The 26,091-nt window shown below is 73.0% G+C and carries 24 protein-coding genes; 11 read left to right on the top strand and 13 right to left on the bottom strand.

Annotated features, from left to right (window positions below):
- Positions 1-56: 56 nt before the first annotated feature.
- Positions 57-1,301 carry a glycoside hydrolase family 18 protein gene (locus M8J73_RS23070; protein ID WP_055542146.1) on the bottom strand — a complete coding sequence of 415 codons (1,245 nt, stop codon included), beginning with the start codon at positions 1,299-1,301 and terminating at the stop codon, positions 57-59.
- A 391-nt stretch (positions 1,302-1,692) separates the two neighbouring features.
- On the opposite strand from M8J73_RS23070, the gene M8J73_RS23065 reads away from it, so the two are divergent.
- Complete coding sequence (locus tag M8J73_RS23065; protein ID WP_055542147.1) at positions 1,693-2,865, top strand: acyl-CoA dehydrogenase family protein; 1,173 nt, start codon at positions 1,693-1,695, stop codon at positions 2,863-2,865.
- 544 nt (positions 2,866-3,409) lie between these two features.
- Here M8J73_RS23065 and M8J73_RS23060 read toward each other — a convergent pair.
- Positions 3,410-3,835 (bottom strand): hypothetical protein, encoded by a 426-nt coding sequence (locus M8J73_RS23060; RefSeq protein WP_055542148.1) that lies wholly within the window; start codon positions 3,833-3,835, stop codon positions 3,410-3,412.
- A 268-nt stretch (positions 3,836-4,103) separates the two neighbouring features.
- On the opposite strand from M8J73_RS23060, the gene M8J73_RS23055 reads away from it, so the two are divergent.
- The 4 genes from M8J73_RS23055 to fxsA all read left to right on the top strand — a co-directional run bounded on the left by M8J73_RS23055 (position 4,104) and on the right by fxsA (position 8,364).
- On the top strand, positions 4,104-4,544 hold the full coding sequence (locus M8J73_RS23055; RefSeq protein ID WP_033532524.1) for an Lrp/AsnC family transcriptional regulator: 441 nt from the start codon (positions 4,104-4,106) through the stop codon (positions 4,542-4,544).
- Between the two features lie 71 nt (positions 4,545-4,615).
- Positions 4,616-6,220 carry an amidohydrolase gene (locus M8J73_RS23050; protein ID WP_055542149.1) on the top strand — a complete coding sequence of 535 codons (1,605 nt, stop codon included), beginning with the start codon at positions 4,616-4,618 and terminating at the stop codon, positions 6,218-6,220.
- 691 nt (positions 6,221-6,911) lie between these two features.
- The gene (locus tag M8J73_RS23045) at positions 6,912-7,727 is read left to right on the top strand and encodes a polyprenol monophosphomannose synthase (protein ID WP_055542150.1); all 816 of its coding nucleotides are present in this window, start codon (positions 6,912-6,914) and stop codon (positions 7,725-7,727) included.
- A 46-nt stretch (positions 7,728-7,773) separates the two neighbouring features.
- A complete protein-coding gene (gene fxsA, locus M8J73_RS23040) occupies positions 7,774-8,364 on the top strand; it encodes an FxsA family membrane protein (protein ID WP_055542151.1) in 591 nt (196 codons plus the stop codon).
- Positions 8,365-8,491: 127 nt separating this feature from the next.
- Here the strand turns inward: fxsA and M8J73_RS23035 are convergent, their stop codons facing one another.
- The 4 genes from M8J73_RS23035 to yczE all read right to left on the bottom strand — a co-directional run bounded on the left by M8J73_RS23035 (position 8,492) and on the right by yczE (position 11,944).
- Positions 8,492-8,866: an RNA polymerase-binding protein RbpA gene (locus M8J73_RS23035; protein WP_003977404.1), complete on the bottom strand. Its 375-nt coding sequence runs from the start codon at positions 8,864-8,866 to the stop codon at positions 8,492-8,494.
- Positions 8,867-9,132: 266 nt separating this feature from the next.
- Entirely contained in the window at positions 9,133-10,488 is a 1,356-nt protein-coding gene (locus M8J73_RS23030) for an MFS transporter (protein WP_055537997.1), read from the bottom strand.
- Between the two features lie 41 nt (positions 10,489-10,529).
- On the bottom strand, positions 10,530-11,297 hold the full coding sequence (locus M8J73_RS23025; RefSeq protein ID WP_055537998.1) for a glycerophosphodiester phosphodiesterase family protein: 768 nt from the start codon (positions 11,295-11,297) through the stop codon (positions 10,530-10,532).
- Positions 11,294-11,944, bottom strand: coding sequence for a membrane protein YczE (gene yczE / locus M8J73_RS23020; protein ID WP_055537999.1), 651 nt, complete (start codon positions 11,942-11,944; stop codon positions 11,294-11,296). The genes M8J73_RS23025 and yczE overlap by 4 nt, the downstream gene beginning before the upstream one ends.
- 101 nt (positions 11,945-12,045) lie before the next feature.
- Between yczE and M8J73_RS23015 the strand changes: the two genes are divergently transcribed.
- Positions 12,046-13,545, top strand: a complete 1,500-nt coding sequence (locus M8J73_RS23015) for an SCO1417 family PLP biosynthesis transcription factor (protein WP_249829005.1) — start codon at positions 12,046-12,048, stop codon at positions 13,543-13,545.
- Positions 13,546-13,877: 332 nt separating this feature from the next.
- Here M8J73_RS23015 and M8J73_RS23010 read toward each other — a convergent pair whose 3' ends face one another.
- Positions 13,878-15,428 carry an ATP-binding protein gene (locus M8J73_RS23010; protein WP_249829004.1) on the bottom strand — a complete coding sequence of 517 codons (1,551 nt, stop codon included), beginning with the start codon at positions 15,426-15,428 and terminating at the stop codon, positions 13,878-13,880.
- Between the two features lie 37 nt (positions 15,429-15,465).
- A complete protein-coding gene (locus M8J73_RS23005) occupies positions 15,466-15,660 on the bottom strand; it encodes a hypothetical protein (protein ID WP_055540730.1) in 195 nt (64 codons plus the stop codon).
- A gap of 311 nt (positions 15,661-15,971) precedes the next feature.
- Between M8J73_RS23005 and M8J73_RS23000 the strand changes: the two genes are divergently transcribed.
- From M8J73_RS23000 to M8J73_RS22980, 5 genes are all read left to right on the top strand, one after another.
- Entirely contained in the window at positions 15,972-16,364 is a 393-nt protein-coding gene (locus M8J73_RS23000) for an ankyrin repeat domain-containing protein (protein ID WP_055519899.1), read from the top strand.
- A 301-nt stretch (positions 16,365-16,665) separates the two neighbouring features.
- Positions 16,666-18,084, top strand: a complete 1,419-nt coding sequence (locus M8J73_RS22995; RefSeq protein WP_055540731.1) for a HEAT repeat domain-containing protein — start codon at positions 16,666-16,668, stop codon at positions 18,082-18,084.
- Positions 18,085-18,223: 139 nt separating this feature from the next.
- Complete coding sequence (locus M8J73_RS22990) at positions 18,224-19,354, top strand: glycosyltransferase family 4 protein (protein WP_249829003.1); 1,131 nt, start codon at positions 18,224-18,226, stop codon at positions 19,352-19,354.
- Positions 19,351-20,538: a glycosyltransferase gene (locus M8J73_RS22985; protein WP_055540892.1), complete on the top strand. Its 1,188-nt coding sequence runs from the start codon at positions 19,351-19,353 to the stop codon at positions 20,536-20,538. Before M8J73_RS22990 ends, M8J73_RS22985 begins: the two co-directional genes overlap by 4 nt.
- A complete protein-coding gene (locus M8J73_RS22980) occupies positions 20,535-21,383 on the top strand; it encodes an SGNH/GDSL hydrolase family protein (protein WP_055540891.1) in 849 nt (282 codons plus the stop codon). Before M8J73_RS22985 ends, M8J73_RS22980 begins: the two co-directional genes overlap by 4 nt.
- Positions 21,384-21,469: 86 nt before the next feature.
- Here the strand turns inward: M8J73_RS22980 and M8J73_RS22975 are convergent, their stop codons facing one another.
- Genes M8J73_RS22975 through M8J73_RS22955 form a run of 5 tightly spaced genes read right to left on the bottom strand, consistent with a single transcriptional unit; the run spans position 21,470 to position 25,943 of the window.
- A complete protein-coding gene (locus M8J73_RS22975; RefSeq protein WP_055540890.1) occupies positions 21,470-22,342 on the bottom strand; it encodes a 5-oxoprolinase subunit C family protein in 873 nt (290 codons plus the stop codon).
- The gene (locus M8J73_RS22970; protein ID WP_055540889.1) at positions 22,339-22,950 is read right to left on the bottom strand and encodes a 5-oxoprolinase subunit B family protein; all 612 of its coding nucleotides are present in this window, start codon (positions 22,948-22,950) and stop codon (positions 22,339-22,341) included. The genes M8J73_RS22975 and M8J73_RS22970 overlap by 4 nt, the downstream gene beginning before the upstream one ends.
- Positions 22,947-23,705 (bottom strand): LamB/YcsF family protein, encoded by a 759-nt coding sequence (locus M8J73_RS22965; protein ID WP_055540888.1) that lies wholly within the window; start codon positions 23,703-23,705, stop codon positions 22,947-22,949. The genes M8J73_RS22970 and M8J73_RS22965 overlap by 4 nt, the downstream gene beginning before the upstream one ends.
- 31 nt (positions 23,706-23,736) lie before the next feature.
- A complete protein-coding gene (locus tag M8J73_RS22960; RefSeq protein WP_079055059.1) occupies positions 23,737-24,624 on the bottom strand; it encodes a putative hydro-lyase in 888 nt (295 codons plus the stop codon).
- Positions 24,621-25,943 (bottom strand): MFS transporter, encoded by a 1,323-nt coding sequence (locus M8J73_RS22955; protein WP_055540887.1) that lies wholly within the window; start codon positions 25,941-25,943, stop codon positions 24,621-24,623. Before M8J73_RS22955 ends, M8J73_RS22960 begins: the two co-directional genes overlap by 4 nt.
- Positions 25,944-26,091 lie beyond the last annotated feature (148 nt).

Raw genomic sequence — 26,091 nt, 5'->3', positions numbered from 1 at the left:
GGGACGGGGCGGAGGCCCGCCTTCGGCCCTCCGCCCCAAGTGCCCTGCCTCCGGCGTCAGTTGATCGCCCTGATCAGCTCGCCGTCCGGGGTGTCACCGCTGAGTTCCCAGAAGAAGGTGCCGCCGAGGCCCTGCGCCTCCTTGTACTTCATCTTCCCCTTGACCGTCGCCGGGGTGTCGTAGCTCCACCACTCGTCCCCGCACTTGGCGTAGGCGGTGCCGCCCACCCTGCCGTTCGCCGGGCACCTGGTCTTGAGCACCTTGTAGTCCTCGTAGCCGGCCTCGTACGTGGCCGGGGCGGGGCCGGTGGCGGTGCCGCCGGGCGCCGACTGGGTGACACCCGTCCAGCCCCGCCCGTAGAAGCCGAGGCCGAGCAGCAGCTTGGAGGACGGGATGCCGAGGCTCTTGAGCTTCGCGATGGTCGACGCGGTGTTGAAGACCGGGTTCGCGATGCCGGGGTACGGACGCAGCGGCGAGTGCGGGGCGGTGGTCGCGTCCCAGGCGCCGAAGTAGTCGTACGTCATCGGGTTGTACCAGTCGACGTACTTCGCGGCGCCCGCGTAGTCGGCCGCGTCGATCTTGCCGCCCTTCGAGGCATCGGCCGTGATCGCGGCGGTGACCAGCTCCTTCTTGCCGAATCGTTTGCGCAGTGCCGCCATCAGCTCCTCGAAGGACTCCCTGCCGCTGGTGTCGCAGGTGAGACCGCAGGCGTTGGGGTACTCCCAGTCGATGTCGATGCCGTCGAAGACGTCCTTCCAGCGGGAGTTCTCCACGAGGTCGTAGCAGGAGTTCGCGAAGGCCTCGGGGTTCTTCGCCGCCTCGCCGAAGCCGCCGGACCAGCTCCAGCCGCCGAACGACCAGACGATCTTGAGCTTCGGGTGCAGCTTCTTGAGCTTGCGGAGCTGGTTGAAGCTGCCGCTCAGGGGCTGGCCGGCGGTGTCGGCGACGCCGTCCACGGACTCCTCCGCGGTGAACGGCTTGTCGGCGTCCGCCCAGGGGTCGCCGAGCGCGCACTTGCCGTCGGCGACGTTGCCGAAGGCGTAGTTGATGTGGGTGAGCCGGTCCGCCGAACCGGACGTCTCGATGTTCTTGACGTAGTACTGGCGGCCGTAGATGCCCCAGTCGATGAAGTAGCCGACGACCTTGGAGCCTGGGGCCGCCTGCTGGGCGGCCGCATCGGCCGCCGTCTCGCCGGCGGACGCGGGGCCCGCGCCGGCCAGGAGCCCCGCGCCGAGGGCGGCGCAACACGCGGTGGAGAGCAGCGCCCGGGATCGGGTGCGGGGGTGGGACGGTCGGAGCATGGGGTCTCCTCGTGAGGGAGCGGGGAGTGAGCGGGGGAGGAAAGCCGACCTGCTGGTGCCGCGCCGGGGTGCCGCCTCGCGCGGCTGCGGGGCCGCTGCTTGGCATGGACGCGATGGCGCGTTGCCGGAACAGTAGAAGGACTAGACCAATCGGTCAATGGTTTGGACCAATCGACTTCGGCGCGTCGCCCCGCGGCCTTTCTTCTCATTAGCGGTCGTTAACTGGTGACTCGATGCCGCCGATCGGGCATACTCCAAGCGCCACAGCCGCTGACCAGCACACTTCCGAGATCCGGAGGGGCAGCATCGGCCGCGGCCCGTAAGACCCGGCGGGGCCACCCCATCCCTGGTGTGCGCCGCCGCAGTGCCCGACAGGGAGGAGAGCGTCGCCATGCCCGACCGCGCCCCGCAGCCGGTGGACCGTCAACTGCCCACGGAAGAGGCCCGGGATCTGATCTCGCTCGTCCGTGAGATCGCGCAGCGGGAGATCGCCCCGTACGCGGCCGAGGAGGAGGACGCCGGTCGCTTCCCGCGCGAACTCTTCGGCCTGCTCTCGGAGTCGGGACTGCTCGGCCTGCCGTACGACTCCGAGCACGGCGGTGGCGACCAGCCGTACGAGGTCTATCTCCAGGTCCTGGAGGAGCTCGCCGCGGCCCGCCTCACCGTCGGTCTCGGCGTGAGCGTCCACTCCCTCGCCTGCCACGCCCTCGCCACCTACGGCACCAAGGAGCAGCAGGTCGAGCACCTCCCGGCGATGCTCGGCGGCGGCCTGCTCGGCGCCTACTGCCTCTCCGAGCCCTCGTCGGGTTCGGACGCCGCGTCCCTGCGGACCAAGGCCGTGCGGGACGGCGACGACTGGGTGATCACCGGCACCAAGGCCTGGATCACGCACGGCGGAATCGCCGACTTCTACACCGTCATGGCCCGTACGGGCGGCGAGGGCTCACGCGGCATCACGGCCTTCCTGGTGCCCGGCGACGCCGAGGGGCTCAGCGGGGCGGCACCCGAGAAGAAGATGGGCATGAAGGGCTCGCCCACCGCGCAGGTCCACTTCGACGGGGTGCGCGTCCCCGACAGCCGGCGCCTCGGCGAGGAGGGGCAGGGCTTCGCGATCGCCCTGTCCGCGCTGGACTCCGGGCGGCTCGGCATCGCGGCGTGCGCGATCGGCGTGGCCCAGGCCGCACTGGACGAGGCGGTCGCCTACGCGACGTCCCGCCGCCAGTTCGGGCGCCCGATCGCGGACTTCCAGGGGCTGCGCTTCATGCTCGCCGACATGGCGACCCGGATAGAGGCGGGCCGCGCGCTGTACCTCTCCGCCGCCCGACTGCGGGACGCGGGCCGGCCGTTCTCCAAGCAGGCGGCCATGGCGAAGCTGCTGTGCACCGACAGCGCGATGCAGGTGACCACGGACGCCGTGCAGATCCTCGGCGGATACGGCTACACGGCCGACTTCCCGGCCGAGCGCTACATGCGCGAGGCCAAGGTGCTGCAGATCGTCGAGGGCACCAATCAGATCCAGCGCATGGTCATCGCCCGGCACCTCGCGGGTCCCGAGTCACGCTGAACGAATTGACGAAGTCGGTGGGGGAGCCGTCGAAGGGCCCGTGGAAGCCGAGCGCCGAGCTGCCGAACGAGCTGCTCGTCGCGAACGGGTCCCTGGCGGCGACGAACTGACCGAGGGGTCTCGGAGGCGTCGCCAGCCGCACCCACTCCGGGTCGTGACGCCCCGGCAGGGTGCGGCCCCCGTCCGCCCACGTCAGCATGAGGGCCCGGTAGATGGGCGGATCCTGCGAGGATGCCGCCCCCTGGGGAACCGATTCTGCCGGGGCCGGGACGAAGATGTGGTGGCGACGTCCGGCCACCGGGTGCGTAGGGGTCATACCGGGTCAACGCGACGACCGGTGCGGGGGTCACCGCTCAGGTGAATCGTGCCTGCGTTCGCGACCGCCCCGGCCGGCACGGCGTACGCACACCTGTGTGCCGGACGCACCGAACCCGCACCAGGGCGGCCTGACGGACGCCATGGCGCGAGCGACCACGACAGAAGGTCTCGGGGGCGGTCACGACGGCGGGAGGCCGCGGACACGGAGGGCCGAACGGCCCGTGGATCAGGCGGCCTGGCGCCGCGTCATCGGCACACGCATCGGGCGCGAACCCGGGCCGCCGACGTGCGAGAAGGGCTGCGTCCGCCAGTCGAGCCCCTGCGGGAGCGTCAACAGAAGGGCGGTGTCCTGCTCCTGCGGCTCCACCGACTCGTCCGCGGACCGGGCGTCGGTGGCCGCACGGCCCGTACCGGCGCAGACCGTGAGCCCGAACGGGTTCCACGGTGACACGACCTGCGCGTGCTCCGGCAGAGCGTCCTCGTCGGACAGCAGGGCGATGGGCTGCGCGCAGTCCGGGCAGATGACCCGGTACATCTCGAAGGTGTCGTACGCGTCGAACTCGTCGTCCGGTTCGACGCCCTCCGGCTCGGGCTCGATGACCGACTGGAGGCGCTTGGGCGCGGTACGACCAGGGCGCTTAAGACTCTGCATGGGATTCTCCCCCTCGGGCTGGGCCGTTCGGGCACTGCGGCCTCGACCACAGCAAGCACTTCCCGCCCCGTGTTGGGGGTAATCGCGAGATCATCACGAAGCCTGTTCGGGCACTGTGGCCTTCGTCACATGCCGCTCGCAGATGCCCCGCCCACCGGCCCGATCGCCCCGACGGCCCGCGGTGGGCCCCCGGTCACATCACGAACCGGGTATGACCTGCGCCGCTGAGGTATCCGAGGAGATCAACCGCCCTGTAGGTTCTTGCGCCATGGAGGAGCTGGACCGACAGATCGTGCAGCTGCTCGTCGCGGACGGGCGGATGAGCTACACCGACCTGGGCAAGGCCACGGGCCTGTCCACGTCGGCGGTGCATCAGCGCGTGCGCCGACTCGAGCAGCGCGGTGTCATCCGGGGCTATGCCGCGGTCGTGGACCCGGAGGCCGTCGGGCTGCCCATGACCGCGTTCATCTCGGTGAAACCGTTCGACCCCAGCGCCCCCGACGACATCGCGGAACGCCTCGCCGGTGTGCCCGAGATCGAGGCCTGCCACAGCGTCGCCGGCGACGAGAACTACATCCTGAAGGTCCGCGTCGCCACCCCCCACGAGCTGGAGGAACTGCTGGCCCGGCTGCGCTCCCTCGCGGGCGTCTCCACCCGTACGACGGTGGTGCTGTCCACCCCGTACGAGGCCAGGCCGCCCCGGATCTGACCCCGGCGGCGGCAGCCGCCGACCCGGGCCCAGGTGCGGCCGGGCCGGCGGCAGGCGCGAGACTGTCCCCCATGAGTGAACGCACCGCCTCGTCGGAAACCGTGTTGCTGCGCGGAGGAGAGGTCCACAGCCCCGCCGACCCGTTCGCCACCGCGATGGTCGTCGAACACGGACAGGTCGCCTGGGTCGGGTCCGAGGGCGCCGCCGACGCCTTCGCCGAGGGCGTCGACGAGGTGATCGACCTCGAAGGCGCCCTGGTCACCCCGGCGTTCACCGACGCCCATGTGCACACCACCTCCACCGGTCTCGCCCTCACCGGACTCGACCTCTCGGCCGCCCCCTCCCTGGAGGCCGCACTCGTTCTCGTCCGGGAATTCGCCGCCGCCCGCCCGGCCGACCGTGTTCTGCTGGGCCACGGCTGGGACGCCGCCCGCTGGCCCGGCGGCCGTCCCCCGACCCGCGCCGAACTCGACGAGGCCACCGGCGGACGCCCGCTGTACCTGAGCCGTATCGACGTCCACTCGGCGGTCGCCACCACGGCCCTGCTCGACCTCGTCCCCGGCGCCGACCGCTTCGACGACGGCCCGCTCACCCGGGACGCCCACCACGCCGTACGGGCCACCGCCCTCGGCGCCATCACCCCCGCCCAGCGCACCGAGGCGCAGCGCGCGGCCCTCGCCCGTGCCGCCTCCCTCGGCATCGGCTCGGTCCACGAGTGCGCGGGCCCGGAGATCTCCTCCGAGGACGACTTCACGGGGCTGCTGCGGCTCGCCGCAGAGGAGCCGGGCCCCCGGGTCGTCGGCTACTGGGCCGAGCGGGACGTCGCCAAGGCGCAGGCGCTCGGGGCCGTCGGCGCCGCGGGCGATCTCTTCGTCGACGGCGCCCTCGGCTCGCACACGGCGTGCCTGCGCGAGCCGTACGCCGACGCCCCGCACACCGGCACCGCGTACCTCGACGCCGACGCCGTCGCCGCCCATGTGGTCGCGTGCACCGAGGCGGGCCTCCAGGCGGGCTTCCACGCCATCGGGGACGCCGCCGTGACCTCCGTGGTCGACGGAGTCCGGGCGGCCGCCCAGAAGGTCGGCCTGCCCCGCGTGCGGGCCGCCCGCCACCGCGTCGAACACGCGGAGATGCTCACCCCCGACGCCGTGGCCGCCTTCGCCGAACTCGGCCTCACCGCCTCCGTCCAGCCCGCCTTCGACGCGCTGTGGGGCGGCGAGGAGGGCATGTACGCCCAGCGCCTGGGAGTCGAGCGCGCCCGTGCCCTCAACCCGTTCGCCGCCCTCCTGCGGGCCGGCGTGCCGCTCGCCTTCGGCTCCGACAGCCCGGTCACCCCCCTGGACCCCTGGGGCACGGTCCGTGCGGCGGCCTTCCACCGCACGCCGGAGCACCGTGTGTCCGTGCGCGCGGCGTTCACGGCGCACACGCGGGGCGGCTGGCGGGCCGTCGGACGGGACGACGCGGGCGTCCTCGTCCCGGGCGCCCCCGCCGACTACGCGGTCTGGCGCACCGGCGAACTGGTCGTCCAGGCCCCCGACGACAGGGTCGCCCGCTGGTCCACCGATCCCCGTTCCGGCACCCCCGGCCTGCCCGATCTCAGCCCCGGCACCGACCTGCCCGTCTGTCTGCGGACCGTCGTGGCCGGACGCACGGTCTTCGTACGGCCGGGCGAGTGATCTCCACGGCGGGCGGGGGAGGGGCGAGGGCCCGCCCGGCCGCCGTGCGACCTGCGCATCCTCCGCGCTCACCAGGCAACATACGGAATACCTGCAGGTCAGACGGCAGTTGACAGTGGGCGGCGGGAGGCCGGTAGGTTCGGCCGGGTCCACCACCGGACGTCCGACCGAGGAGCTTTCGCGCGGTCGTCGAAGCGCCGCTGGGTCAGGGGTGATGTGCCGCACCGGCGCACCACCGCTGGCAGCCAGGCCCAGGGTTCGCGCTCGGCGAGGGAACGTTCCGGCCCGGTCGGGTAGGTGCGACCCGGGTGGGGCCCGGCAGCTCAGTAGACAACGGCTTTCGGTCGACCCGCAGCCAGCGGGCCCCAGGTCGGCCCGAAGGGCACCGGGCCCCCATCCGCCGCGGCGGACGGCACCAGTTCCGCGACGCGACCGGCGGACGGCACCAGGCGACCCGGCTTCGCGACCTGCGGGCGGCACCCGGCGCACCCGGCTCCGCGACCGGCGGAAGGCCGGCCCCGGTCCGTTCCGCGCCGGTCGCCACCGTGTTCTGGCCCGGCGCACACGCCCCCCGGGGCGTGCTCCCACACACCCCCTGTCGAATCGACACCCCTCTGGACAGGAGCCGACACTCCAGCGCAGGCCGCGGCCACTATGGTGGACCCCTGCGTACGGACTTGAAGGGGCAGTAGTGAACGACGGCGACGGGACCCTCGCGGCAGCAGGCCAGGAGAGGCGCTTCGGCCCGCTCGGCACGGCCTTGGTGATCATTCCGACTTACAACGAGGCGGAGAACATCAAGACCATCGTCGGCCGGGTGCGCAAGGCTGTTCCCGAGGCGCACGTCCTGGTGGCCGACGACAACAGCCCCGACGGCACGGGCAAGCTCGCCGACGAACTGGCCGCCGAGGACGACCAGGTCCAGGTGCTGCACCGCAAGGGCAAGGAAGGACTCGGCGCCGCGTACCTCGCGGGCTTCCGCTGGGGCATGGAGCACGGCTACGGCGTTCTGATCGAGATGGACGCGGACGGTTCGCACCAGCCCGAGGAGCTGCCCCGGCTGCTGACCGCGCTCAAGGGCGCCGACCTCGTCCTCGGGTCCCGGTGGGTGCCGGGCGGGCGCGTGGTGAACTGGCCCAAGTCCCGCGAGTTCATCTCCCGCGGCGGCAGCCTCTACTCCCGGGTCCTGCTCGACGTCCCCGTCCGCGACGTGACCGGCGGCTACCGCGCGTTCCGTCGTGAGACCCTCGAAGGGCTCGGCCTCGACGAGGTCGCCTCCCAGGGCTACTGCTTCCAGGTCGACCTCGCACGCCGGGCGATCAAGGCCGGTTACCACGTCGTGGAGGTGCCCATCACCTTCGTCGAGCGCGAGCTGGGCGACTCCAAGATGAGCCGCGACATCCTGGTCGAGGCGCTGTGGCGGGTCACCGCCTGGGGCGTGGGCGAACGGGTCGGCAAGGTCCTCGGCCGCGACAGCAGGAGCGCGGCCCCGGACGCGAAGGGCTGATCGTTCCCTTATCCCGTCCTGAGACGGCGGCAGGCACACTGGGAGCATGACGACTGGCGCTTCGACCCCGACGTACCCCGCCCGGCCTCGGCGCTCCCGGCTGCGCACGTTCCTGCCCCTGGGGATCGCCGCCTGGCTGGTGCTGGAGATCTGGCTGCTCACGGTGGTCGCGGGCGCGGCCGGTGGACTCGCGGTGGTCGTGCTGCTGGTCGCCGGGTTCCTCGCCGGGTCCGCGGTGGTCAAGCGGGCCGGGCGCCGGGCGTTCCGGTCGCTGACCGAGACGCTGCAACAGCAGCAGGGCGGTGGCGGCGCGGCGTCGGGCAGTGAGGCCGGCAAGAACGAGGGCAACGGCTTCCTGATGCTGGGCGGGCTGCTGCTGATGCTGCCGGGCATCGTCTCGGACGCGGTCGGGCTGGTGCTGTTGGTGCCGCCGGTGCAGAAGGCGCTGGGGCGGTACACGGAGCGCACCTTCGAGCGGAAGCTTCGGGAGGCGGGCGCCGGGGGGTTCGGGGACGCGTACACCCAGGCGCGGATCCACCGGCCCGACGGCAAGGTCGTCCCGGGCGAGGTCATCAGGGACGGAGCGCCGGGCGGCGCCGACGAGCAGGGGGACGCGCGGCCGCCGCTGGGGTACTGAGGGTTTGGCAGCGAAACGCTCGCAGCGCATCGCTCAGGGAGCGCACCAAGACCGCGGGCGCCGTACGTCACGTACGGCGCCCGCGGTCTTGGTGCGCTCTGGGTCTGCCGCCCAGCCCCCGCAGGGGCTACGCGGACTTGCGGCTGTCTCGCGGATGGACCGCGATGTTCATCGCGCCCGAGCGGAGAACGGCCAGGCGCTCCTCGAGGACCTCTTCGAGTTCCTCGCGGGTGCGCCGCTCCATCAGCATGTCCCAATGCGTACGCGCGGGCTTGGCCTTCTTCTCCTCGGGGCCGTCGCCGTCCACGAGGAGTGCCTGGGCCCCACAGACCTTGCACTCCCACTCCGGCGGGATCTCCGCCTCCACCGAGAAGGGCATCTCGAAGCGGTGCCCCTTCTCGCATGCGTACTCCACGGCCTGGCGCGGAGCCAAGTCGATGCCGCGGTCCGTCTCGTAGCTGGTCACCACGAGGCGCGTGCCGCGAAGAGCTCGCTCACTCATGAATCGTGCCTCCCGGGCTTGTCGCCCACAGGACAGGTGTCGCTGTCGTCGTCATCCGGTCAACGTCCGGTCGGCGGTAAAGATTCCCGTTCCGTGTCCCGTTCCGGGTTATGCGTCGCCGTCGTAGCCGCCCTTGTTGTACCCACCGGCGCCCGGTTTGTCACATCTGACAGCAGATGTCACCCAGCGTTTCGGCATCTTTGACGCGCAGTAACGGTACGCCTGGCAGGCCAAACGCGTACACTACAGCCCTTTCGCTCCCGGTGCTAAATCCTCTCGGGAACGGGATTGCCCGCGTCGCCGATCGCCCGGCGCACCGGAACCCTTGCGAGCAGGGCGAATCCGAGCACGAAGAAGAGGACCAGGGAGATGATCGCGTCCCGATAACTTCCGGTCAGCTGGTAGGTGAGACCGAACAGCAGCGGGCCGAGCCAGCTCATCCCGCGGTCGCTCATCTCGTACGCCGAGAAGTACTCGGCCTCCTTGCCGGCCGGGACGAGGTGGGAGAAGAGGGACCGGGACAGGGCCTGGCTGCCGCCGAGGACCAGACCGATGCCGCCGGCCAGGACGAAGAACCAGACGGGTGCCCCCGCCGGGAGGAAGTAGCCGACGGAGAGGATCAGTGTCCAGGCGACCAGGGAGCCGAGGATCGTCCGCTTGGCGCCGTAGCGGCGGGCCAGCCGGCCCATGCCGAGGGCGCCGCACACCGCGAGCACCTGCACCAGCAGTACCGCCACGATCAGCGTGGACTGCCCGAGGTCCAGTTCCTCGGAGCCGTAGACCGACGCCTGCGAGATCACCGTCTGGATGCCGTCGTTGTAGATCAGGTAGGCGAGGAGGAAGGCGAGCGTCAGGGGGTGGCGGCGCATGTCCCGGACGGTCGCCGCCAGCTGGCGCAGCCCCGGCGCGGTGGCCTCCCCGGTGTCCGCCACCGGTGTGCGGCGGTCCCGCAGCCGGCGCAGCGGGATCAGGGCGAAGGCGCCCCACCACAGGCCCGCCGAGGCCAGGCAGATACGGACGGCCATGCCCTCCGAGAGGCCGAAGCTGTCGTGCGAGGTGAAGAGGACCAGGTTCGCGACGAGGACCAGGGAGCCCGACGCGTAGCCGAAGGCCCAGCCCCGGGAGGAGACGGCGTCGCGTTCCTCGGGCGGCGCGATCTGGGGGAGGTAGGAGTTGTAGAGCATCATCGCGACGGACTGCGCCGCGTTCGCGACGACGAGGAGGACGCCGCCGAGGAGATAGCGGTCGCCGTCCAGGAAGAACATTCCAGCGGTCGCGGTGGCGCCCACGTAGGCGGCCGCCGCCAGGAGGGGCTTCTTGCGGCCGGTGCGGTCGGCGGCGGCACCCACCAGCGGCATGACCACCACGGCGACGATCACCGACAGGGAGACCGAGTACGCGAAGAACGAGCCCGCCCGGACCGGGATGCCCAGCGGGTGGACGTAGCCCTCCGGGTCGGCGGCGGACTTGGCGACCTCGGTCAGATACGGGCCGAGGAACACGGTCAGGACGCTGGTCGAGTAGACGGAGCAGGCCCAGTCGTAGAAGTACCAGCCGCGCTGTTCGCGTCGCCGGTCCGCGGCCTCGTCGGCCTCGTCCGCCCGCACGGTGTCGGTGCCCACCCGTGCCCCCTCGCTTCCCCGGGAAGGGCCGCGCGACGGCCTCAGACCCAGGTCCCCCGGTCTTCGAGCACCGTGCGCAGCGTGTCGATGTGATCGGTCATGATGCCATCGACGCCGAGGTCGAGGAGACGGTGCATACGTTGCGGTTCGTTCACGGTCCACACGTGGACCTGGAGCCCGCGGGCGTGGGCGGCCCGCACGAAACGGTGGTCGACGACCGGCACGCCCGACTGCGACTCCGGTACCTGCGCGGCGATCGCCGAGCGGCGCAGCGGGGCGGGGATCCCCCACGAGCGCAGCCGCAGCCCGAGGACGCCGCCGGTGCCGTACGAGGTGGCCAGGCGGGGGCCGGCCAGGCGCTGGGCCCGGGCGACGCGCGGCTCGGAGAAGGAGCCGACGCAGACGCGGTCCCAGGTGTCGGTGCGGGCGATCAGATTGAGCAGGGGGTGGAGTGCCGACTCCGCCTTGACGTCCACGTTCCAGCGGACGTCGGGGAGGGTCTCCAGGAGTTCCTCGAAGAGGGGGACCGGTTCGACGCCCGCCACGCGCGCGTGCCCCACCTCCTTCCACGGCAGGTCCGCTATCCGGCCTGCCCCGTCGGTCACCCGGTCCAGGGTCGCGTCGTGGAAGGCGACGAGCTTGCCGTCGAGCGTGACGTGCACGTCGGTCTCGAGGTACCGGTAGCCCGACTCCACCGCGCGCCGGAACTGGGCCGTGGTGTTCTCCAGGCCGTCCGCCGCCCCGCCCCGGTGGGCGAAGGCGATCGGGCCCGGATGGTCGAGGTACGGGTGGCGTATCACGGCGGTCACCTGGGAAGTATGGCTCGCTCCGATGGACCGGTGGCAACGACCGTGCTGACGGATGCCGAGGGAACGGCGAACACGCGCAGGAACAGCTGGGCGAGCGGGCCGATGGAGACGGCGTACAGGAGGGTGCCGACGCCGACCGTGCCGCCGAGGACGAAGCCCGTCGCGACCACCGTCAGTTCGATGCCGGTGCGGACGAGACGGATCGACAGGCCGGTCACCCGGTTCAGGCCGGTCATCAGGCCGTCGCGGGGGCCCGGGCCGAAGCGGGCGGCGATGTAGAGGCCGGTGGCGGCTCCGTTCAGGACGATCGCGAAGACCATCAGGGCGATGCGGGCCGTCCAGGTGCGGGCGTCGGGGGTCAGGGCGAGCGTCGCGTCCATGGCCGCACCGATCACCAGGACGTTGGAGACGGTGCCGAGGCCCGGGCGCTGGCGCAGCGGGATCCACAGGAGCAGGATCGAGGCGCCCACGATGGTGAGGACGAGCCCCATCGACAGGCCGGTCCGCTCGGAGAGTCCCTGGTGGAGCACGTTCCAGGGCTCCAGACCGAGACCGGAGCGGACGAGGAGCGCCGAGCTCACGCCGTAGAGGGTGAGACCGACGTAGAGCTGGAGCAGGCGCCGCGTGAGATGCCCGTGTGCGGACACGAGATGTCCCCCTTGTTGGTGGTAGTGGCCTGTCGCATGTCACCCTGTGGCTTGAGGAGTGATGTGCTCCATGGCCAATTCGGGGAAGGTGGACTGGAAACGTGTCTCAGTGGACTTCCGCGGTCGGGGCCGCGCAGCTCGCTCGCATGCTCAACTCCCAGCAGGACCGCCCCAGTGGGCCCGGCAGCAAGCGCCCACCCGCCTACCGCGCGCTCGCTGACGGTGTCCGGCTGCTGGTCCTCGAAGGGCGCGTGCCGGTGGCGGCCCGGCTGCCCGCCGAGCGGGAGCTGGCGCTCGCGCTCTCCGTCTCCCGTACGACCGTCGCGGCGGCCTACGAGACGCTGCGCACGGAGGGGTTCCTGGAGTCCCGGCGCGGGGCGGGCAGCTGGACCGCCGTGCCGGCCGGGAAGCCGCTGCCGGCGCGCGGTCTGGAGCCGCTGCCCCCGGAGGCGCTCGGTTCGATGATCGACCTGGGGTGCGCGGCGCTGCCCGCGCCCGAGCCCTGGCTGACCCGGGCCGTGCAGGGCGCACTGGAGGAGCTTCCGCCGTACGCGCACACGCACGGCGACTATCCGGCCGGGCTGCCCGCGCTCCGCTCGATGCTCGCCGACCGGTACACCGCGCGCGGCATCCCCACCATGCCCGAGCAGATCATGGTGACCACGGGGGCCATGGGCGCCATGGACGCCATCTGCCACCTCTTCGCGGGGCGCGGCGAACGGATCGCCGTGGAGTCGCCCTCGTACGCCAACATCCTGCAGCTGATGCGGGAGGCCGGGGCCCGGCTGGTGCCGGTGGCCATGGCCGAGGGGCTCGCCGGGTGGGACATGGACCGCTGGCGGCAGGTGCTGCGGGAGGCGGCGCCGCGGCTCGCGTACGTCGTCGCCGACTTCCACAACCCGACGGGAGCGCTCGCCGACGAGGACCGGCGGCGGGGGCTCGTCGACGCGGCCCGGGCCGCGGGGACGGTGCTGGTCGTGGACGAGACCATGGCCGAGCTGTACCTCGACGAGGGGGTGGAGATGCCCCGGCCGGTCTGCGCGTTCGATCCGGCGGGCTCCACCGTGATCACGGTCGGGTCGGCCAGCAAGGCGTTCTGGGCGGGGATGCGGATCGGGTGGGTGCGGGCCGCGCCCGAGGTGATCCGCAGCCTGGTGGCGGCGCGGGCGTACGCGGATCTGGGCACGCCGGTGCTGGAGCAGCTGGCCGTGAACTGGCTGATGGGTTCCGGCGGCTGGGAGCAGGCCGTCGGGATGCGGCGGGAGCAGGCCCGGGAGAACCGGGACGCGCTCGTCGCCGCCGTGCGCAGGGAGCTGCCGGACTGGGAGTTCACCGAGCCGCGGGGCGGGCTGACGCTGTGGGTCCGGACCGGGGGCCTGTCCGGGTCGCGGCTCGCGGAGGTGGGGGAGCGGGTCGGCGTCCGGGTGCCGTCCGGGCCGCGGTTCGGGGTCGATGGGGCGTTCGAGGGGTATGTGCGGCTGCCGTTCACCGTGGGTGGGGCGGTCGCGGACGAGGCGGCGACCCGCTTGGCCGCGGCCGCGCGGCTGGTGCGGAGCGGGGCGTCCGGGGGGAACGAGGGGCCGCGGACGTTCGTGGCGTGAGGGGTGTGGTCGGGGGTGGGGTGCCGGGTCCGCTGTGCCTGGGCGGGGCTGGTCCCGCGGCTCGGCGGTGACGAGGTGCCGCCGCGCCCCCGCCGCCCCAGCGGCATGGCGGCCCGCAGCTGGGTATGGCGGGCATGGGGGTCGGTGGCTGGGTGTGGCGGGCGGGGCGGCCCCGCAGCTGGGTACGGCGGGCACGGCGGTCGGCGGCTCGTCACGGCGGGTGTGGCGGTCGGCGGCTGGGGATCGGCAGCGAGGGTGCCTCTGCCGTGGCAGCGGCGCGATCGTCCGCAGCTGGGCAGCCGGCCCGTGCCTGGCGCGGTCCGTGCGGTGGGTCAGTTGTCGGCTGCCGCGAGTTTCTCCAGGTCGTCGGCCGGGGTCGTGTGGGGTGGGAGGAGGGCGAGGACCGACTCGCGGTGGGGTTCGGGCGAGTCCGGGTCGTGGGGGTCCGGGGTGGCGGGGACCTGGAGGCGCAGGACGGGGGCGGTGCCCAGGCGTGCGTAGCCGCGGCCCGCGGGGACGTCGGGGGTCGGGGTCGTGGGGGGTGGTGCCCCCAGGACGGACTGAAGTTGCTCGGCGGTGGCGGGGCCGAGGACCACGCGCGCGCGGGTGTGACGCAGCACCGCCTCGCCGAGGGCGTCCAGGTGGTCGAACTGCTCGGCCACGACGACCGTGACGTTCGCGGCCCGGCCATGGCGCAGGGGGACCTGGAGGAGGGACTGCGGGTCGCGTCCGCCGTCGGCCGCCGCCAGATGCGCCAGTACGGTCGGGCGGTCGAGCAGCAGCCACAGGGGCCGCTTGGTGTCGTCCGGGGCCGGATGCCCCGCCTGACGGGCGCGGTTCGTGGCGATCAGCCGGCGTTCCGTCTCCTGGGACGCCCACTCCAGGCTCGCCAGCGCCCCGGAGAGCCCGCTCTCCACGGCGAGGACGCCGTCCCGGCCGGTCAGGCACGCGTGGTCGCCGCTGCCGGCGCCGTCGACGATGACGACGTCGCCGTGTTGCAGCGCCTGGAGGGCGATGGAGCGCAGCAGCGTCGTCGTACCGCTGCCCGGTTCGCCCACGGCCAGGAGATGGGGTTCGGTGGAGCGGGCGCCGGTGCGCCAGACGACCGGCGGTACGTCGCGCCGCTCCTCCCCGAAGGAGAGGGGAAGCGTGCGCTGCACCTGGGCCGGGTCGGTGAAGCCGAGGACCGTCTCGCCCGGAGCCGTCACGAAGCGCTGGGCGGCGATGTCGGTGGCGAGTGGGGGCAGGACGCTGACGGACAGGGTGTTGCCCTCCTCGTCCCAGTCGAAGCGGTACTCGCGGCCGCGGCCTGCCTTGGCGTGCAGCAGGTGCTCGACACGCGCCCGGGACTCGGGCTCGCCGTCGGCGAAGTACGCCGGATAGTGGATCAGTAGATGGCTGATCCGCCCGGTGCCGTCGAACGCGTAGGTGGGGAAGGCCTTGTCCCAGGCACCGCCGTGCGAATACAGCGGCTCGGGGTCCTCGGCGGCCGAGAAACAGGGGACCAGGGCCTCGTAGAGGGAGCGCAGACGCTGGGTCTGGGACTCGTCGGGGCCGGTGGGTTCGGGGTTCGCGCCGTCGCGGCCCGCCCAGGCTGCCGCCGCCATCAGGGCGATGACGGCGAGCAGCGCTCCGTACGGGACCAGGGTCACCACCAGGACCACCGAGGCGGCCAGGAACAGCAGTGAGCTGCGCCGGTCCGTCGGTGTCTCCACCCATCTGCGCCGGCCGGCCGCGGCCAGTCGGCGCAGTCCACGGGTGATCGTGATCAGCGGATGGAGGACGTCGGTGGCGCTGGAGGCCGCCGTCCGGGCCAGCTCCCGGCTCTTGGCGAGATGCGCGCTGCCGTTGCTCAGAATGCGGGGGAGGGTGACCCGGGCCACGGCTGTCTCCTGGAGGTCCGTACGGATGGGGACGGGGTCAGAACTTGATCCCGCCGAGGAGGCTCGCGAGGCTCTCGCCGCCCGCCGTGATGCTCGGGGCGATACCCGTACTGGCCAGGTAGAAGCCGAAGAGCGTCACGACGATGGCGTGCGAGGCCTTGAGGCCGTCCTTGCGGAAGAAGAGGAAGACGATGACGCCGAGCAGAACGACGCCGGAGATGTTCAGGATCATGTGCGTTCTCCTGGTAGATGGGGACAGTCACCATGAGTTCTTCCAAGGTCACAGCATGTATCCATACGATTAAAGGTGCAAATGAGGGAAATTCCGGCGTATTCACTTGGGTGGATGAGCGGACGTTCGGCCGTCCGAGCTGGGCTGTTGCGCCACGCGCGACTCGGTGTGATCTTTGCCTCGGCCACGACCGCTCATGTGCGTGAGAAGCCAGTACTCTGGCGATTCACCCGTACGGCGGCGCTGTCGTCGTACGCTCCAGAAGCACACGTGCTCGTGGCGGCAACGCGAAGTGAGAGGTGGACCCGGCGATGAGCGAAGCCCCCGACCCGGAGGTCGTGGAGCTGGCGACCAAGGTCTTCGATCTGGCCCGGCGGGGCGAGACGGAGGCGCTCGTGGCGTACGTCGACGCCGGCGTCCCGGCCGAACTCACCAATGACCGCGGTGACTCGCTCGTGATGCTGGCCGCCTACCACGGACACGCCGACGCGGTACGGGAGTTGCTGGCCCGTGGCGCCGAGGCGGGCCGCGTCAACGACCGGGGGCAGACCCCCCTCGCGGGGGCGGTCTTCAAGGGGGAGGCGGGTGTCATCCGGGTTCTCCTGGAGGGCGGCGCCGACCCGCTGGAGGGCACGCCGAACGCCGTCGACACGGCGCGGATGTTCGGCAGGACCGAGCTGCTGGAGCTGTTCGGCGCACACTGATCCACATGTTCTGACCAGGTAAAAAACGAAAGACGGGGGAGGCGGTACAGGGCCGCCGGAAATATCGGTCGCGGCAGGAAGAACCGCCGGGTCATCATGACGTCGTGATTCACGGACGCGATGGCTGGGCAGGTGTTGCCGCACCACGTGGGCCGTGATGCGGTCCGCATGGGCCACTGACGAGAGGCAGAGGAAGATGGTCTACAGCAAGCAGGAAACGGCGGGCGCCCCGACGTGTTGTCACGCGGCCAGGTAGAGCAAGATCCCGGTTGCGTCGACGCTTGATGTGAGGCTGTTTCCCATGTTCGAACCGTTCATAGCGCCCAGCGGTACGCTGCTCGGCCTGCTGCAGCGGGGCCGTGGCGACGGCACGCTGCACGCGCTCACCGCCCCGCGGGCCGAGGCGCTCGCGGCACTGAACACCTGTGTACTGAGCGACCCCCGCCACGACTGGCAGGTGGAGAACCGCTCCCTCTACTACGCCCGGCTCTACCTCGACCTGCACGGCGAACTCGACGAGATCGAGCGGCACCTCTTCGACGCCGAGGACGTGCTGGACACCGAGGAGTCACGCACCGGACTCGCCCTCGCGGTCCTCGGGCACCTCGCCTCGTACGGCAGGCGGGACGCGCTCGACCTGCTGCGCAGGTACGCCGCCACGGGCACCAACTGGGCGTGGGCCCTGGACGAACTGGCCCTCAGGGACGACGACGAAGGGCTGCGCGCCCTCGCCGAACCCGTCCTCGCCCGCTTCACCACCGACCCGGAGGGCGAGGCCGAACTCGCCGCCACCGTCCGGGACGCCTTCGAACCCCGGCCCTGGCGGCTGTGGGCCGACGACCCCCGCGAAGCGGTCGCCACACGCGTGCGTGCCGCCCAGGAGACCGGCTCCTTCGACCGCTGGCAGCGGCAGATGCGGCCCAGCGGACCCCGGCCCGGCTGGAGCGTCAGCGCCGTCTTCGAATGGGCCCGACAAGGCATCGAACGCGGAGCCGTCCTCCATGTGCCGGCCGCGCGCTGCCTCACGGCCGTCGCCGGACCCGAGGACCGGCCGGAGATCATCGAGGCCGCCCGGTCCGGCGACGACGCCGCCCGCTGTACCGCCCTGCGCTATCTCGCCGACGGCAACGATCCCGACGCCCTCGATCTCATCGAGGGCGCGGTGGCCGACGGCACCACGATGGTCGTGGAGGCTGCCGTCGCCGCCTTCGAACGGATGCGCAGCGTGGCCGCCGTCGACCGGGCGCGCGGCTGGGTGCACCGGCCCGACGCCCTGGGCGCGGCCGCCGGGCGCATGCTCGCCTGCCGGGGCGGCGCACAGGACAGCGACCTGGTGCTGGGCGCCCTGCGCGAGGCCGTACGCGGCGAGGGCCCCGACGCGCCCACCCTGTGGACCCTCGTCGACGGCACCGGACGTCTCGGCATCGTCTGCGCGGCACCCGTGCTGCGCCACATCTACCGGGAGACCGCCTCCTCCCACCTACGTGGCCGCGCCGCCCGCGCACTCGCCGCCACCGACCCCTCCTTCCCGGCCGGCTTCGCCGTCGAGTGCCTCTGGGACTGCGAGGAGACCACCCGCGAGATCGCCGCCCGGCACGCCGAGACGGGTGACACACGTGTCGTCGACCAGCTCCGCCGACTGGCCGCCGACCCGGCCGAGGAGGCCGAGGTCCAGACAGCCGTACGCAGCCGAATCGGTCCTGACATGCCCGCAATGTGAACACCCCGTGACCCGGAGGTCAGGAGGGCATGGACACGGTCTGACCTGGACATGTGTGCAGCGCAACGCTCATGGGACGTTCCTCGTCCGGAAAGATCCACGTTGACGCGGCCACGTCCGGTACGACGACAACACCGGTATGCGTGTCGTCATCGTGACCGAGTCCTTTCCCCCCGATGTGAACGGCGTGGCCCACTGCGCCCTGCAGACCGCGCGGCACCTCGTCGCGCGCGGTCACTCACCGCTCGTCGTGGCGCCGGCCACCGCCGCGGGCGCGGCGGTGGGCGCCGACCTCCAGGCGCCGTGCCCCGTCGTCCGTGTCCCCTCCCTCCCGCTCCCGGGCTACCCCCAGGTCCGCGTCGCCCTGCCCAGCCGCCGGGTGGCCGGGGCGATCGTCGAACACAGGGCCGACATCGTCCACCTGGCCAGCCCCTTCGTCCTCGGCGTGCGGGGCATGGCCGCCGCCGCGCGCCTCGGGGTCCCCGCCGTCGCCATCTACCAGACCGACCTCGCCGGCTACGCCCGCACCTATGTGCACGCCGGCGAGGCGGCCGCCTGGCGGCGCATCCGCTCCGTCCACGCCGCCGCCGACCTCACCCTCGCCCCGTCCGGCGTCGCCCTGCGTGACCTGGAGGCACACGGGGTGCCCCGGGTGAAGCTGTGGCAGCGCGGCGTGGACACCGTCCGCTTCCGGCCCGCCCTGCGCGACGAGGCGCTGCGCCGCGAACTGGCGCCGAACGGCGAGCTGATCGTCGGCTACGTCGGCCGCCTCGCCCCCGAGAAGCAGGTCGAACTGCTGGCCGGGGTGTGCGGCCTGGACGGCGTACGCGTCGTCGTCGTGGGCGACGGCCCCAGCGAACCGGGGCTGCGCGAGGCCCTGCCCGGCGCCGTCTTCCTCGGCCGCCGCACCGGCGACGACCTCGCCCGGATCTTCGCCTCCCTGGACGTCTTCGCCCACACAGGCCCCTTCGAGACCTTCTGCCAGACCGTGCAGGAGGCCATGGCCAGCGGCGTGCCCGTGGTCGCCCCCGCCGCCGGCGGACCGCTGGACCTCGTGGCGCACGGGCGTACGGGGCTGCTGGTGCCGCCGCGCGACGCCGCGGCCGTACGGGACGCCGTGTCGTCGCTGGCCGACGATCCGGTGCTACGGGCGGCCTACGGGGCTGCCGGGCGGGCCATGGTCGAGGGGCGCACCTGGGCGGCCGTCGGCGACCAGCTCATCGGACACTACGCCGATGTGCTCGCGGCGCGGACGGCGGTGGCGGCGTGAACGGGGCTTCCTCCGGGGCCGCACGGAACGACGCCGCCCGCTCGGGCCTGCGGATCGTGCGGCTCGCCAACTTCGTCGCACCCGCCTCGGGCGGACTGCGCACCGCCCTGCGGGAACTGGGCCGCGGTTACCAGGCGGCGGGTCACCACCCGGTGCTCGTCGTGCCCGGCGAGCGGTACACCGACCGCGAGACCGAACAGGGCCGCGTCATCACCCTCCCCGGGCCCCTGCTGCCCGGCACCGGCGGCTACCGCGTCCTCATGGACAAGCGGCGGGTCGCGTCCCTCCTGGAGTCCCTCCACCCCGACCGGCTGGAGGTCTCCGACCGCACCACCCTGCGCTGGACCGGTGCGTGGGCGCGACGGGCCCGGGTGCCCGCGGTGATGGTCTCCCACGAGACCGCCGACGGGGTGCTGCGGACCTGGGGGCTCTCCGAGGCGATGGCGCGGCGGGCCGCCGACGCCCTCAACGCCCGTACCGCCCACACCTACGCGCGCGTGGTGTGCACCACCGAGTTCGCCGAGCGGGAGTTCGTACGGATCGGCGCCCGGAACGTCGTCCGCGCCCCGTTGGGCGTCGACCTTGTGGGACGGCACCCCGGGCTCCGGGATCCGGGGCTGCGTGAGCGTCACGCGCGCGTGGACGACGTGCTGCTGGTGATGTGCTCCCGGCTCTCGGTGGAGAAACGTCCCGGCGCGGCGCTCGACGCGCTGGAGGCGCTGCTCAAGCGCGGACGGCGCGCGGTGCTGGTGGTCGCCGGGGACGGACCGCTGCGGGCCCGGCTCGAACAGCGGGCCCGCGGGCTGCCCGTGACCTTCCTCGGCCATGTCGCCGACCGCCACCTGCTCGGCGCCCTCCAGGCCTCCGCCGACGTGTGCCTGGCGCCCGGGCCCGCCGAGACGTTCGGGCTGGCCGCACTGGAGGCGATGGCCTGCGGCACGCCGGTTGTGGCCAGTTCCTCCTCGGCGCTGCCCGAGGTCGTCGGGTCGGCCGGGGCCACGGCGGCGGACAGCGGCACCTCCTTCGCGGACGCCGTCGAGTCGCTCCTGGACCGACCCGAGCGGGAACGCCGGGACGCGGCACGCGCGCGTGCGGAGTGCTTCGGCTGGCAGACCGCCGTGGACGCCTTCCTCGCCGCCCACGACGCGCACGCCGGACGCCCGGCATGGGAGGGCGTCGGATGAGACCCCTGCGCTTCGTGGCCCTCGGCGACTCCCTCACCGAAGGCGTCGGGGACCCCGTGGCGGACGCCTGGCGGGGCTGGGCCGCGCTGCTCGCCGACGGACTGGCCCCCGAGGTGGAGTTCACCAACCTCGCCGTCAGCGGCTCCCAGACGTGCGACGTCCTGGAACGCCAACTGTCCGCCGCGCTCACGCCGCGCCCGGACATCGCCTCGGTCGTCATCGGCGTCAACGACACCCTGCGCTGCACCTTCGACATCCACGCCGTGGCCGCCCGCCTGGACGAGGTGTACGGGGCCTTGCGGGACCAGGGTGCCGAACTGCTCACCGCGTGCCTGCCCGACCCCGGCGCGATGCTCGGCCTGCCCGGAGCCCTCGCCCGGCCGCTCGCCCGGCGGCAACGGGCCGTCAACACCGTCGTGCACGCCCTGTCCGAGCGCCACGGAGCGGTCCATCTGCACGCCTGCGAGGGCGCCTGGCTGACGGACCGCGCGATGTGGAGCGCGGACCGGCTCCACCCCGGCGAGCGCGGACACCGGCAGCTCGCCGTCCGCTTCCACGCGCTGCTCAGCCAGGCCGGGCTCGCGACGGGCCCCGCGCCCTCACCGGAACCCGATTCCCCCGCGCCGACCCGCGCCGCCGGTCTGTGGTGGCTGGCCACGGCGGGCACGGGGTGGGTGGCCCGGCGGTGCACCGACCTGCTGCCGCAGCTCCTCACCCTCGCCGCCGCCGAGGTACGCCACAAGGCACGCGGCACCAGCGCCCGCCTCGACCTGACCGCGTCCCACGCGGTGGCCTCGGCCCTCGCGGCGCTGACGGGGTCCGAGCAGCGGCCGGAGGTGGCGTGAGGCGACGGCCGACGGGGGACCGGCACCAGGGAGCGCCGACAAAGGGAGCACCGCGGAGAGGGGAGGAGGCGGCGTCGCGCGGTCGGTCAGCGGCGGTGTCGTACGGCGATGAACCGCACCGGTGTGCCCGGTGTGGCCTGTGCCGCGGCCGCCAGGTCCGCCGGGTCGACGACCGCGATCACCGGATAGCCGCCGGTGGTCGGATGGTCGGCGAGGAAGACGACCGGGCGACCGTCCGGCGGCACCTGGACCGCTCCCAGCACCATGCCCTCGCTGGGCAGCTCACCCGGCCGCGCCCGTTCCAGCGCGGGGCCCTCCGTGCGCAGCCCGATGCGATTGCTCGCCGACGACACGGCGTAGGGACGGGCGGCCAGGGTGGTGAGCGCCGCATCCGTGAACCAGTCGTGGCGGGGGCCCAGCGCGACCCGCAGGACCAGCTCCGAGGGCGGCGCCGGATGCGGAACGGCGTCCACGCACGCGTGGGGCCCGCTCGGGCGTCCCAGAGGGAGCACCGTGCCGTCCGTCAACGGGGGAGGACCCAGACCGGACAGCAGGTCCGTGGAACGGCTGCCGAGGACCGGCTCGACGGTCACGCCGCCGGAGACGGCGAGATAACTGCGTACCCCCGCGTGTGCCGCCCCGATGTCCAGCAGCGCGCCACCGGGAACCCGTACGGGCGCTCCCCAGGCCGCCGGGCGGCCGTCCACCGTGACCGGGCAGGGCGCGCCCCCGACGGCGACGGTGACCGTCGCGCGGGGCCGTACGGAGCAGCCGTTGACGGTGGTCTCCAGGACGGCCGCCTCCGGGGCGTTGCCCACCAGACGGTTGACCAGGGCGGCGGCGGGCGCGTCCAGTGCCCCCGAGCGGGGGACGCCGAGGTGCGCGTGGCCGGGCCGCCCCCGGTCCTGGACGGTGGTCAGGGCACCGGCCCGGACGACGGCGAGGGCACGGTCGCTCATGGGGTCGCCGCCGGCCTGAAGCGGACCCGGACACCCGGCGTCAGCAGAGCGGCCGGCACGCGCGAGGGGTCCCACAGGACGGTGTCGGTCGTGCCGATCAGTTGCCATCCGCCGGGGGACGAGCGTGGATAGACGCCCGTGTACGGACCGGCCAGGGCGACGGAGCCCGGCGGGACGGCGGTACGTGGGGTCGCCCGGCGCGGCACCTCACGGGGCAGGCCCGTCAGGTAGCCGAAGCCGGGCGCGAAACCGCAGAAGGCGACGCGGAACTCGGCCGCCGCGTGGATACTGACCACCTCGGCCTCGTCCACACCCCAGTGGGCGGCGACGTCCGGCAGATCGGGCCCGTCGTACCGGACGGGGATCTCGATGACCTCCTCTGCGCGGGCCGGGGCCGACGGCACCTCCCAGGAGGCGAGGCGTTCGGCGACGCGCGCGGGGGCCTCCAGGCCGTCCAGGAGGACCGTACGGGCCGCGGGGACGATCTCGGTGACCGCGAGGTCACCCGCGGCGCAGCGGCGCAGCAGCTCGGCGTGCAGCGCCTCGGCCTCTGCGCCCGAGTCCAGCTCGATCAGCAGCGCGCGAGCACCGACCGGCATGGCCCTCATACGAACGCCTCCACACGGATCCCCGACGCGGTCAGCTCGGTACGCACCCGCCGCGCCAGCTCCACCGCGCCCGGTGTGTCGCCGTGCAGGCACAGGGAGCGGGCGCGCACGGTGACGTGCTCGCCGGAGTGGGAGACGACCGTGCCGGAGCGGGCCAGGGTCACCGACCGCTCGATGACCGTGGCCGCGTCCGTGATCACCGCGCCGTCCTGGCTCCGCGGTACCAGGGTGCCGCGCTCGGTGTACGCGCGGTCGGCGAACGCCTCCGTGACCACGGGCAGTCCGGCCTGCTCCGCCACCTTGAGCAGGTGCGATCCGGGCAGGCCGAGCACCGGCAGCGTGGAGTCGGCGAGAACCACCCCGTCGACGACCGCCGCCGCCTGCTCGGCGTCGTGCACGACGCGGTTGTAGAGCGCGCCGTGCGGCTTCACGTACGACACGCGTGTGCCCGCCGCGCGTGCGAAGACCTCCAGGGCGCCGACCTGGTAGGCCACCTCGGCCGCCAGCTCGGCGGCCGGCACGTCCATCGCGCGCCGCCCGAAGCCCGCGAGGTCGTGGTACGAGACCTGGGCGCCGATCCGCACCCCGCGCTCCGCCGCCAGCTCGCAGACCCGGCGCATGGTGACCGCGTCCCCGGCATGGAAGCCGCAGGCCACGTTGGCGCTGGTGACGACGGAGAGCAGTTCCTCGTCGTCGGTCAGCTGCCAGCGGCCGAAACCCTCGCCGAGGTCGGCGTTCAGGTCGATCGACGTCATGGTTCCCATTCTCCTCTTTCAGCGGTGCCTGCTAGGCCACGCGGTACTGCTCGTCGCGGGCGTCCGTCAAAAACATCCGCCCCGGCGCGTGGGTGATCGCGAACGGTGGGCGCGACGCCATCACGGCGGCCTGCGGGGTGACCCCGCAGGCCCAGAACACCGGGATGTCGTCCGGCTCGGCGGTCACGGCCTCGCCGAAGTCCGGACGGGACAGGTCGGCGATGCCGAGGCCGGCCGCCTCCCCGCAGTGCACCGGCCCGCCGTGCACCGCCGGGAGCAGACCGCTCTCCCGGATCGCGGCGGCGAGGTGCTCGGGCGGCACCGGGCGCATCGACACCACCATCGGCCCGTGCAGCCGGCCCGCGGGCCTGCACTGGCGGCCGGTGACATACATGGGGACGTTGCGGCCCTGCTCGATGTGGCGCATCGGGACGCCGGCCTCGGTGAGGGCCCACTCGAAGGTGAAGCTGCACCCGATGAGGAACGACACCAGGTCGTCCCGCCAGACGTCGACCACGTCCGTCGGTTCGCCCACCAGGTCGCCGTGCTCCCACACCCGGTAGCGGGGGAGGTCGGTGCGCAGGTCGGCGCCCTCGGCGAGCGGGGTGGTCCAGGCTCCCGCGTCCGTCACGTCGAGCACCGGACAGGGCTTCGGATTGCGCTGGCAGAACAGCAGCATGTCGTACGCCCAGTCGGCGGGCACCGAGATCAGGTTCGCCTGGGTGTGCCCGGCGGCGACCCCTGCGGTGGGCCCGGACAGCCCGGCGCGGAACCGGGCGCGGGCCTCACCGGGGCTCCACGCGTGCGCGTGCGGCTCGACCAGGGTCACGGGGCGGTCGTCGGGGGCGAGGGAGGAAGCGCCGTCCCGCGTCGGGTCTGCGTCGGACAGCGGGAGGTCCTGCGCGGTCGCGGGGTTCATACCAGCTCCTTCCCGCGCGTCTCCGGCAGACCGAGGAGAGCGACGGCCGCCAGGGCGTAGCCGATCGCTCCGAAGACCAGCGCGCCGCCCACCCCCCAGCTGTCCGCCAGGAAACCGACCGTCGTCGGGAACACGGCGCCCACGGCGCGCCCGGTGTTGTACGTGAAGCCCTGCCCGGTGCCGCGCACGGCCGCCGGGTACAGCTCGCTCAGGTACGACCCGAAGCCGCTGAAGATCGCCGACATGCAGAACCCGAGCGGGAAACCGAGCACCAGGAGAAGGCCGTTGGCGCCGCTCGGTATGTTCGCGTACGCCAGGATGCACAGCGCCGACAGCACCGCGAACAGCCAGATGTTCCGCCTGCGGCCCAGCCGGTCGGTGAGGTACCCGCCGGTGAGGTAGCCGATGAAGGCTCCGGAGATCAGGAACGTGAGATAGCCGCCGGTGCCGACGACGGACAGGTCGCGTTCGGTCTTCAGATACGTCGGCACCCAGGTCGCCAGTGTGTAGTAGCCGCCCTGGACGCCCGTGGACAGCAGCACGGCGAACAGCGTCGTGCGCAGCAGGCCGGGAGAGGCCGCGGTGCCGGGCCGGAAGATCGCGGCGAACGAGCCCTTCTCGGCGCTCCGTTCCCGCGCGGCGGCCGCCTCCGGGGCGTCCTCGACCGAGCGGCGCACCCAGACGACGAGGAGCGCGGGCAGGGCTCCCGTCCAGAACATCACGCGCCAGGCGAGGTCGTCGCCGAAGACGGAGAAGACCACCGTGTAGACGATCACGGCGAGTCCCCAGCCGACGGCCCAGGAGCTCTGGATCGCGCCGAGCGTGCGCCCCCGGTGCTTGGCGCTCGCGTACTCGGCGACCAGGATCGCGCCGACCGCCCACTCGCCGCCGAAGCCGAGGCCCTGGAGGGCCCGGAAGACCAGCAGGGTCTCGTAGTTGGGCGCGAAGCCGCAGGCCACGGTGAAGACCGCGTAGGTGATCACGGTGATCATCAGGGCCTTCACCCGGCCGATCCGGTCCGCGAGCACACCCGCGGCGGCGCCGCCGATCGCCGAGACGACCAGCGTGACCGTGGTGAACAGGCCGGTCTGGCCGCTGTCCAGCCCGAAGTAGGCCGCGAGCGCGACCATGCTCAGCGGCAGCGTGAAGTAGTCGTACGAGTCGAGGGCGTAGCCGCCGAACGCGCCGCCGAAGGCGCGGCGGCCGCGCGGACCGAGGGCGCGCAGCCAGCCGAACGCGCCGTCGTCAGCGGTCGGTGCGCCCGCCGGGGGCTGAGATGTGGTCGTGGGGATCGGAGTGGAGGGAGGGTTCGAGCTCATGAGCACCTCGCAATGAGGGACGGAGGGTGCGTGAGGGGTGAGCCGTGCCGTCGTGCCGTGCCGTGGTGCCGTGGTGCCGTGTCGGGTGTCGCGTCGGGTGGGGCGAACCGTGGCGTGATTCGGGGCGCCTTTCCAGCAAGGTAGAGGA

Source organism: Streptomyces neyagawaensis, from assembly GCF_023516595.1.
GTDB lineage: Bacteria > Actinomycetota > Actinomycetes > Streptomycetales > Streptomycetaceae > Streptomyces > Streptomyces neyagawaensis.
Note: the sequence above shows the minus strand (reverse complement) of the source record. Positions and strands in the feature narration are given on the sequence as shown.

Coding starts and splice junctions, on each gene's coding strand:
- M8J73_RS23070 (WP_055542146.1), bottom strand. CDS start 1,301: ATGCTCCGACCGTCCCACCCCCGCACCCGATCCCGGGCGCTGCTCTCC.
- M8J73_RS23065 (WP_055542147.1), top strand. CDS start 1,693: ATGCCCGACCGCGCCCCGCAGCCGGTGGACCGTCAACTGCCCACGGAA.
- M8J73_RS23060 (WP_055542148.1), bottom strand. CDS start 3,835: ATGCAGAGTCTTAAGCGCCCTGGTCGTACCGCGCCCAAGCGCCTCCAG.
- M8J73_RS23055 (WP_033532524.1), top strand. CDS start 4,104: ATGGAGGAGCTGGACCGACAGATCGTGCAGCTGCTCGTCGCGGACGGG.
- M8J73_RS23050 (WP_055542149.1), top strand. CDS start 4,616: ATGAGTGAACGCACCGCCTCGTCGGAAACCGTGTTGCTGCGCGGAGGA.
- fxsA (WP_055542151.1), top strand. CDS start 7,774: ATGACGACTGGCGCTTCGACCCCGACGTACCCCGCCCGGCCTCGGCGC.
- M8J73_RS23035 (WP_003977404.1), bottom strand. CDS start 8,866: ATGAGTGAGCGAGCTCTTCGCGGCACGCGCCTCGTGGTGACCAGCTAC.
- M8J73_RS23005 (WP_055540730.1), bottom strand. CDS start 15,660: ATGATCCTGAACATCTCCGGCGTCGTTCTGCTCGGCGTCATCGTCTTC.
- M8J73_RS23000 (WP_055519899.1), top strand. CDS start 15,972: ATGAGCGAAGCCCCCGACCCGGAGGTCGTGGAGCTGGCGACCAAGGTC.
- M8J73_RS22995 (WP_055540731.1), top strand. CDS start 16,666: ATGTTCGAACCGTTCATAGCGCCCAGCGGTACGCTGCTCGGCCTGCTG.
- M8J73_RS22990 (WP_249829003.1), top strand. CDS start 18,224: ATGCGTGTCGTCATCGTGACCGAGTCCTTTCCCCCCGATGTGAACGGC.
- M8J73_RS22980 (WP_055540891.1), top strand. CDS start 20,535: ATGAGACCCCTGCGCTTCGTGGCCCTCGGCGACTCCCTCACCGAAGGC.
- M8J73_RS22975 (WP_055540890.1), bottom strand. CDS start 22,342: ATGAGCGACCGTGCCCTCGCCGTCGTCCGGGCCGGTGCCCTGACCACC.
- M8J73_RS22970 (WP_055540889.1), bottom strand. CDS start 22,950: ATGAGGGCCATGCCGGTCGGTGCTCGCGCGCTGCTGATCGAGCTGGAC.
- M8J73_RS22965 (WP_055540888.1), bottom strand. CDS start 23,705: ATGACGTCGATCGACCTGAACGCCGACCTCGGCGAGGGTTTCGGCCGC.
- M8J73_RS22960 (WP_079055059.1), bottom strand. CDS start 24,624: ATGAACCCCGCGACCGCGCAGGACCTCCCGCTGTCCGACGCAGACCCG.
- M8J73_RS22955 (WP_055540887.1), bottom strand. CDS start 25,943: ATGAGCTCGAACCCTCCCTCCACTCCGATCCCCACGACCACATCTCAG.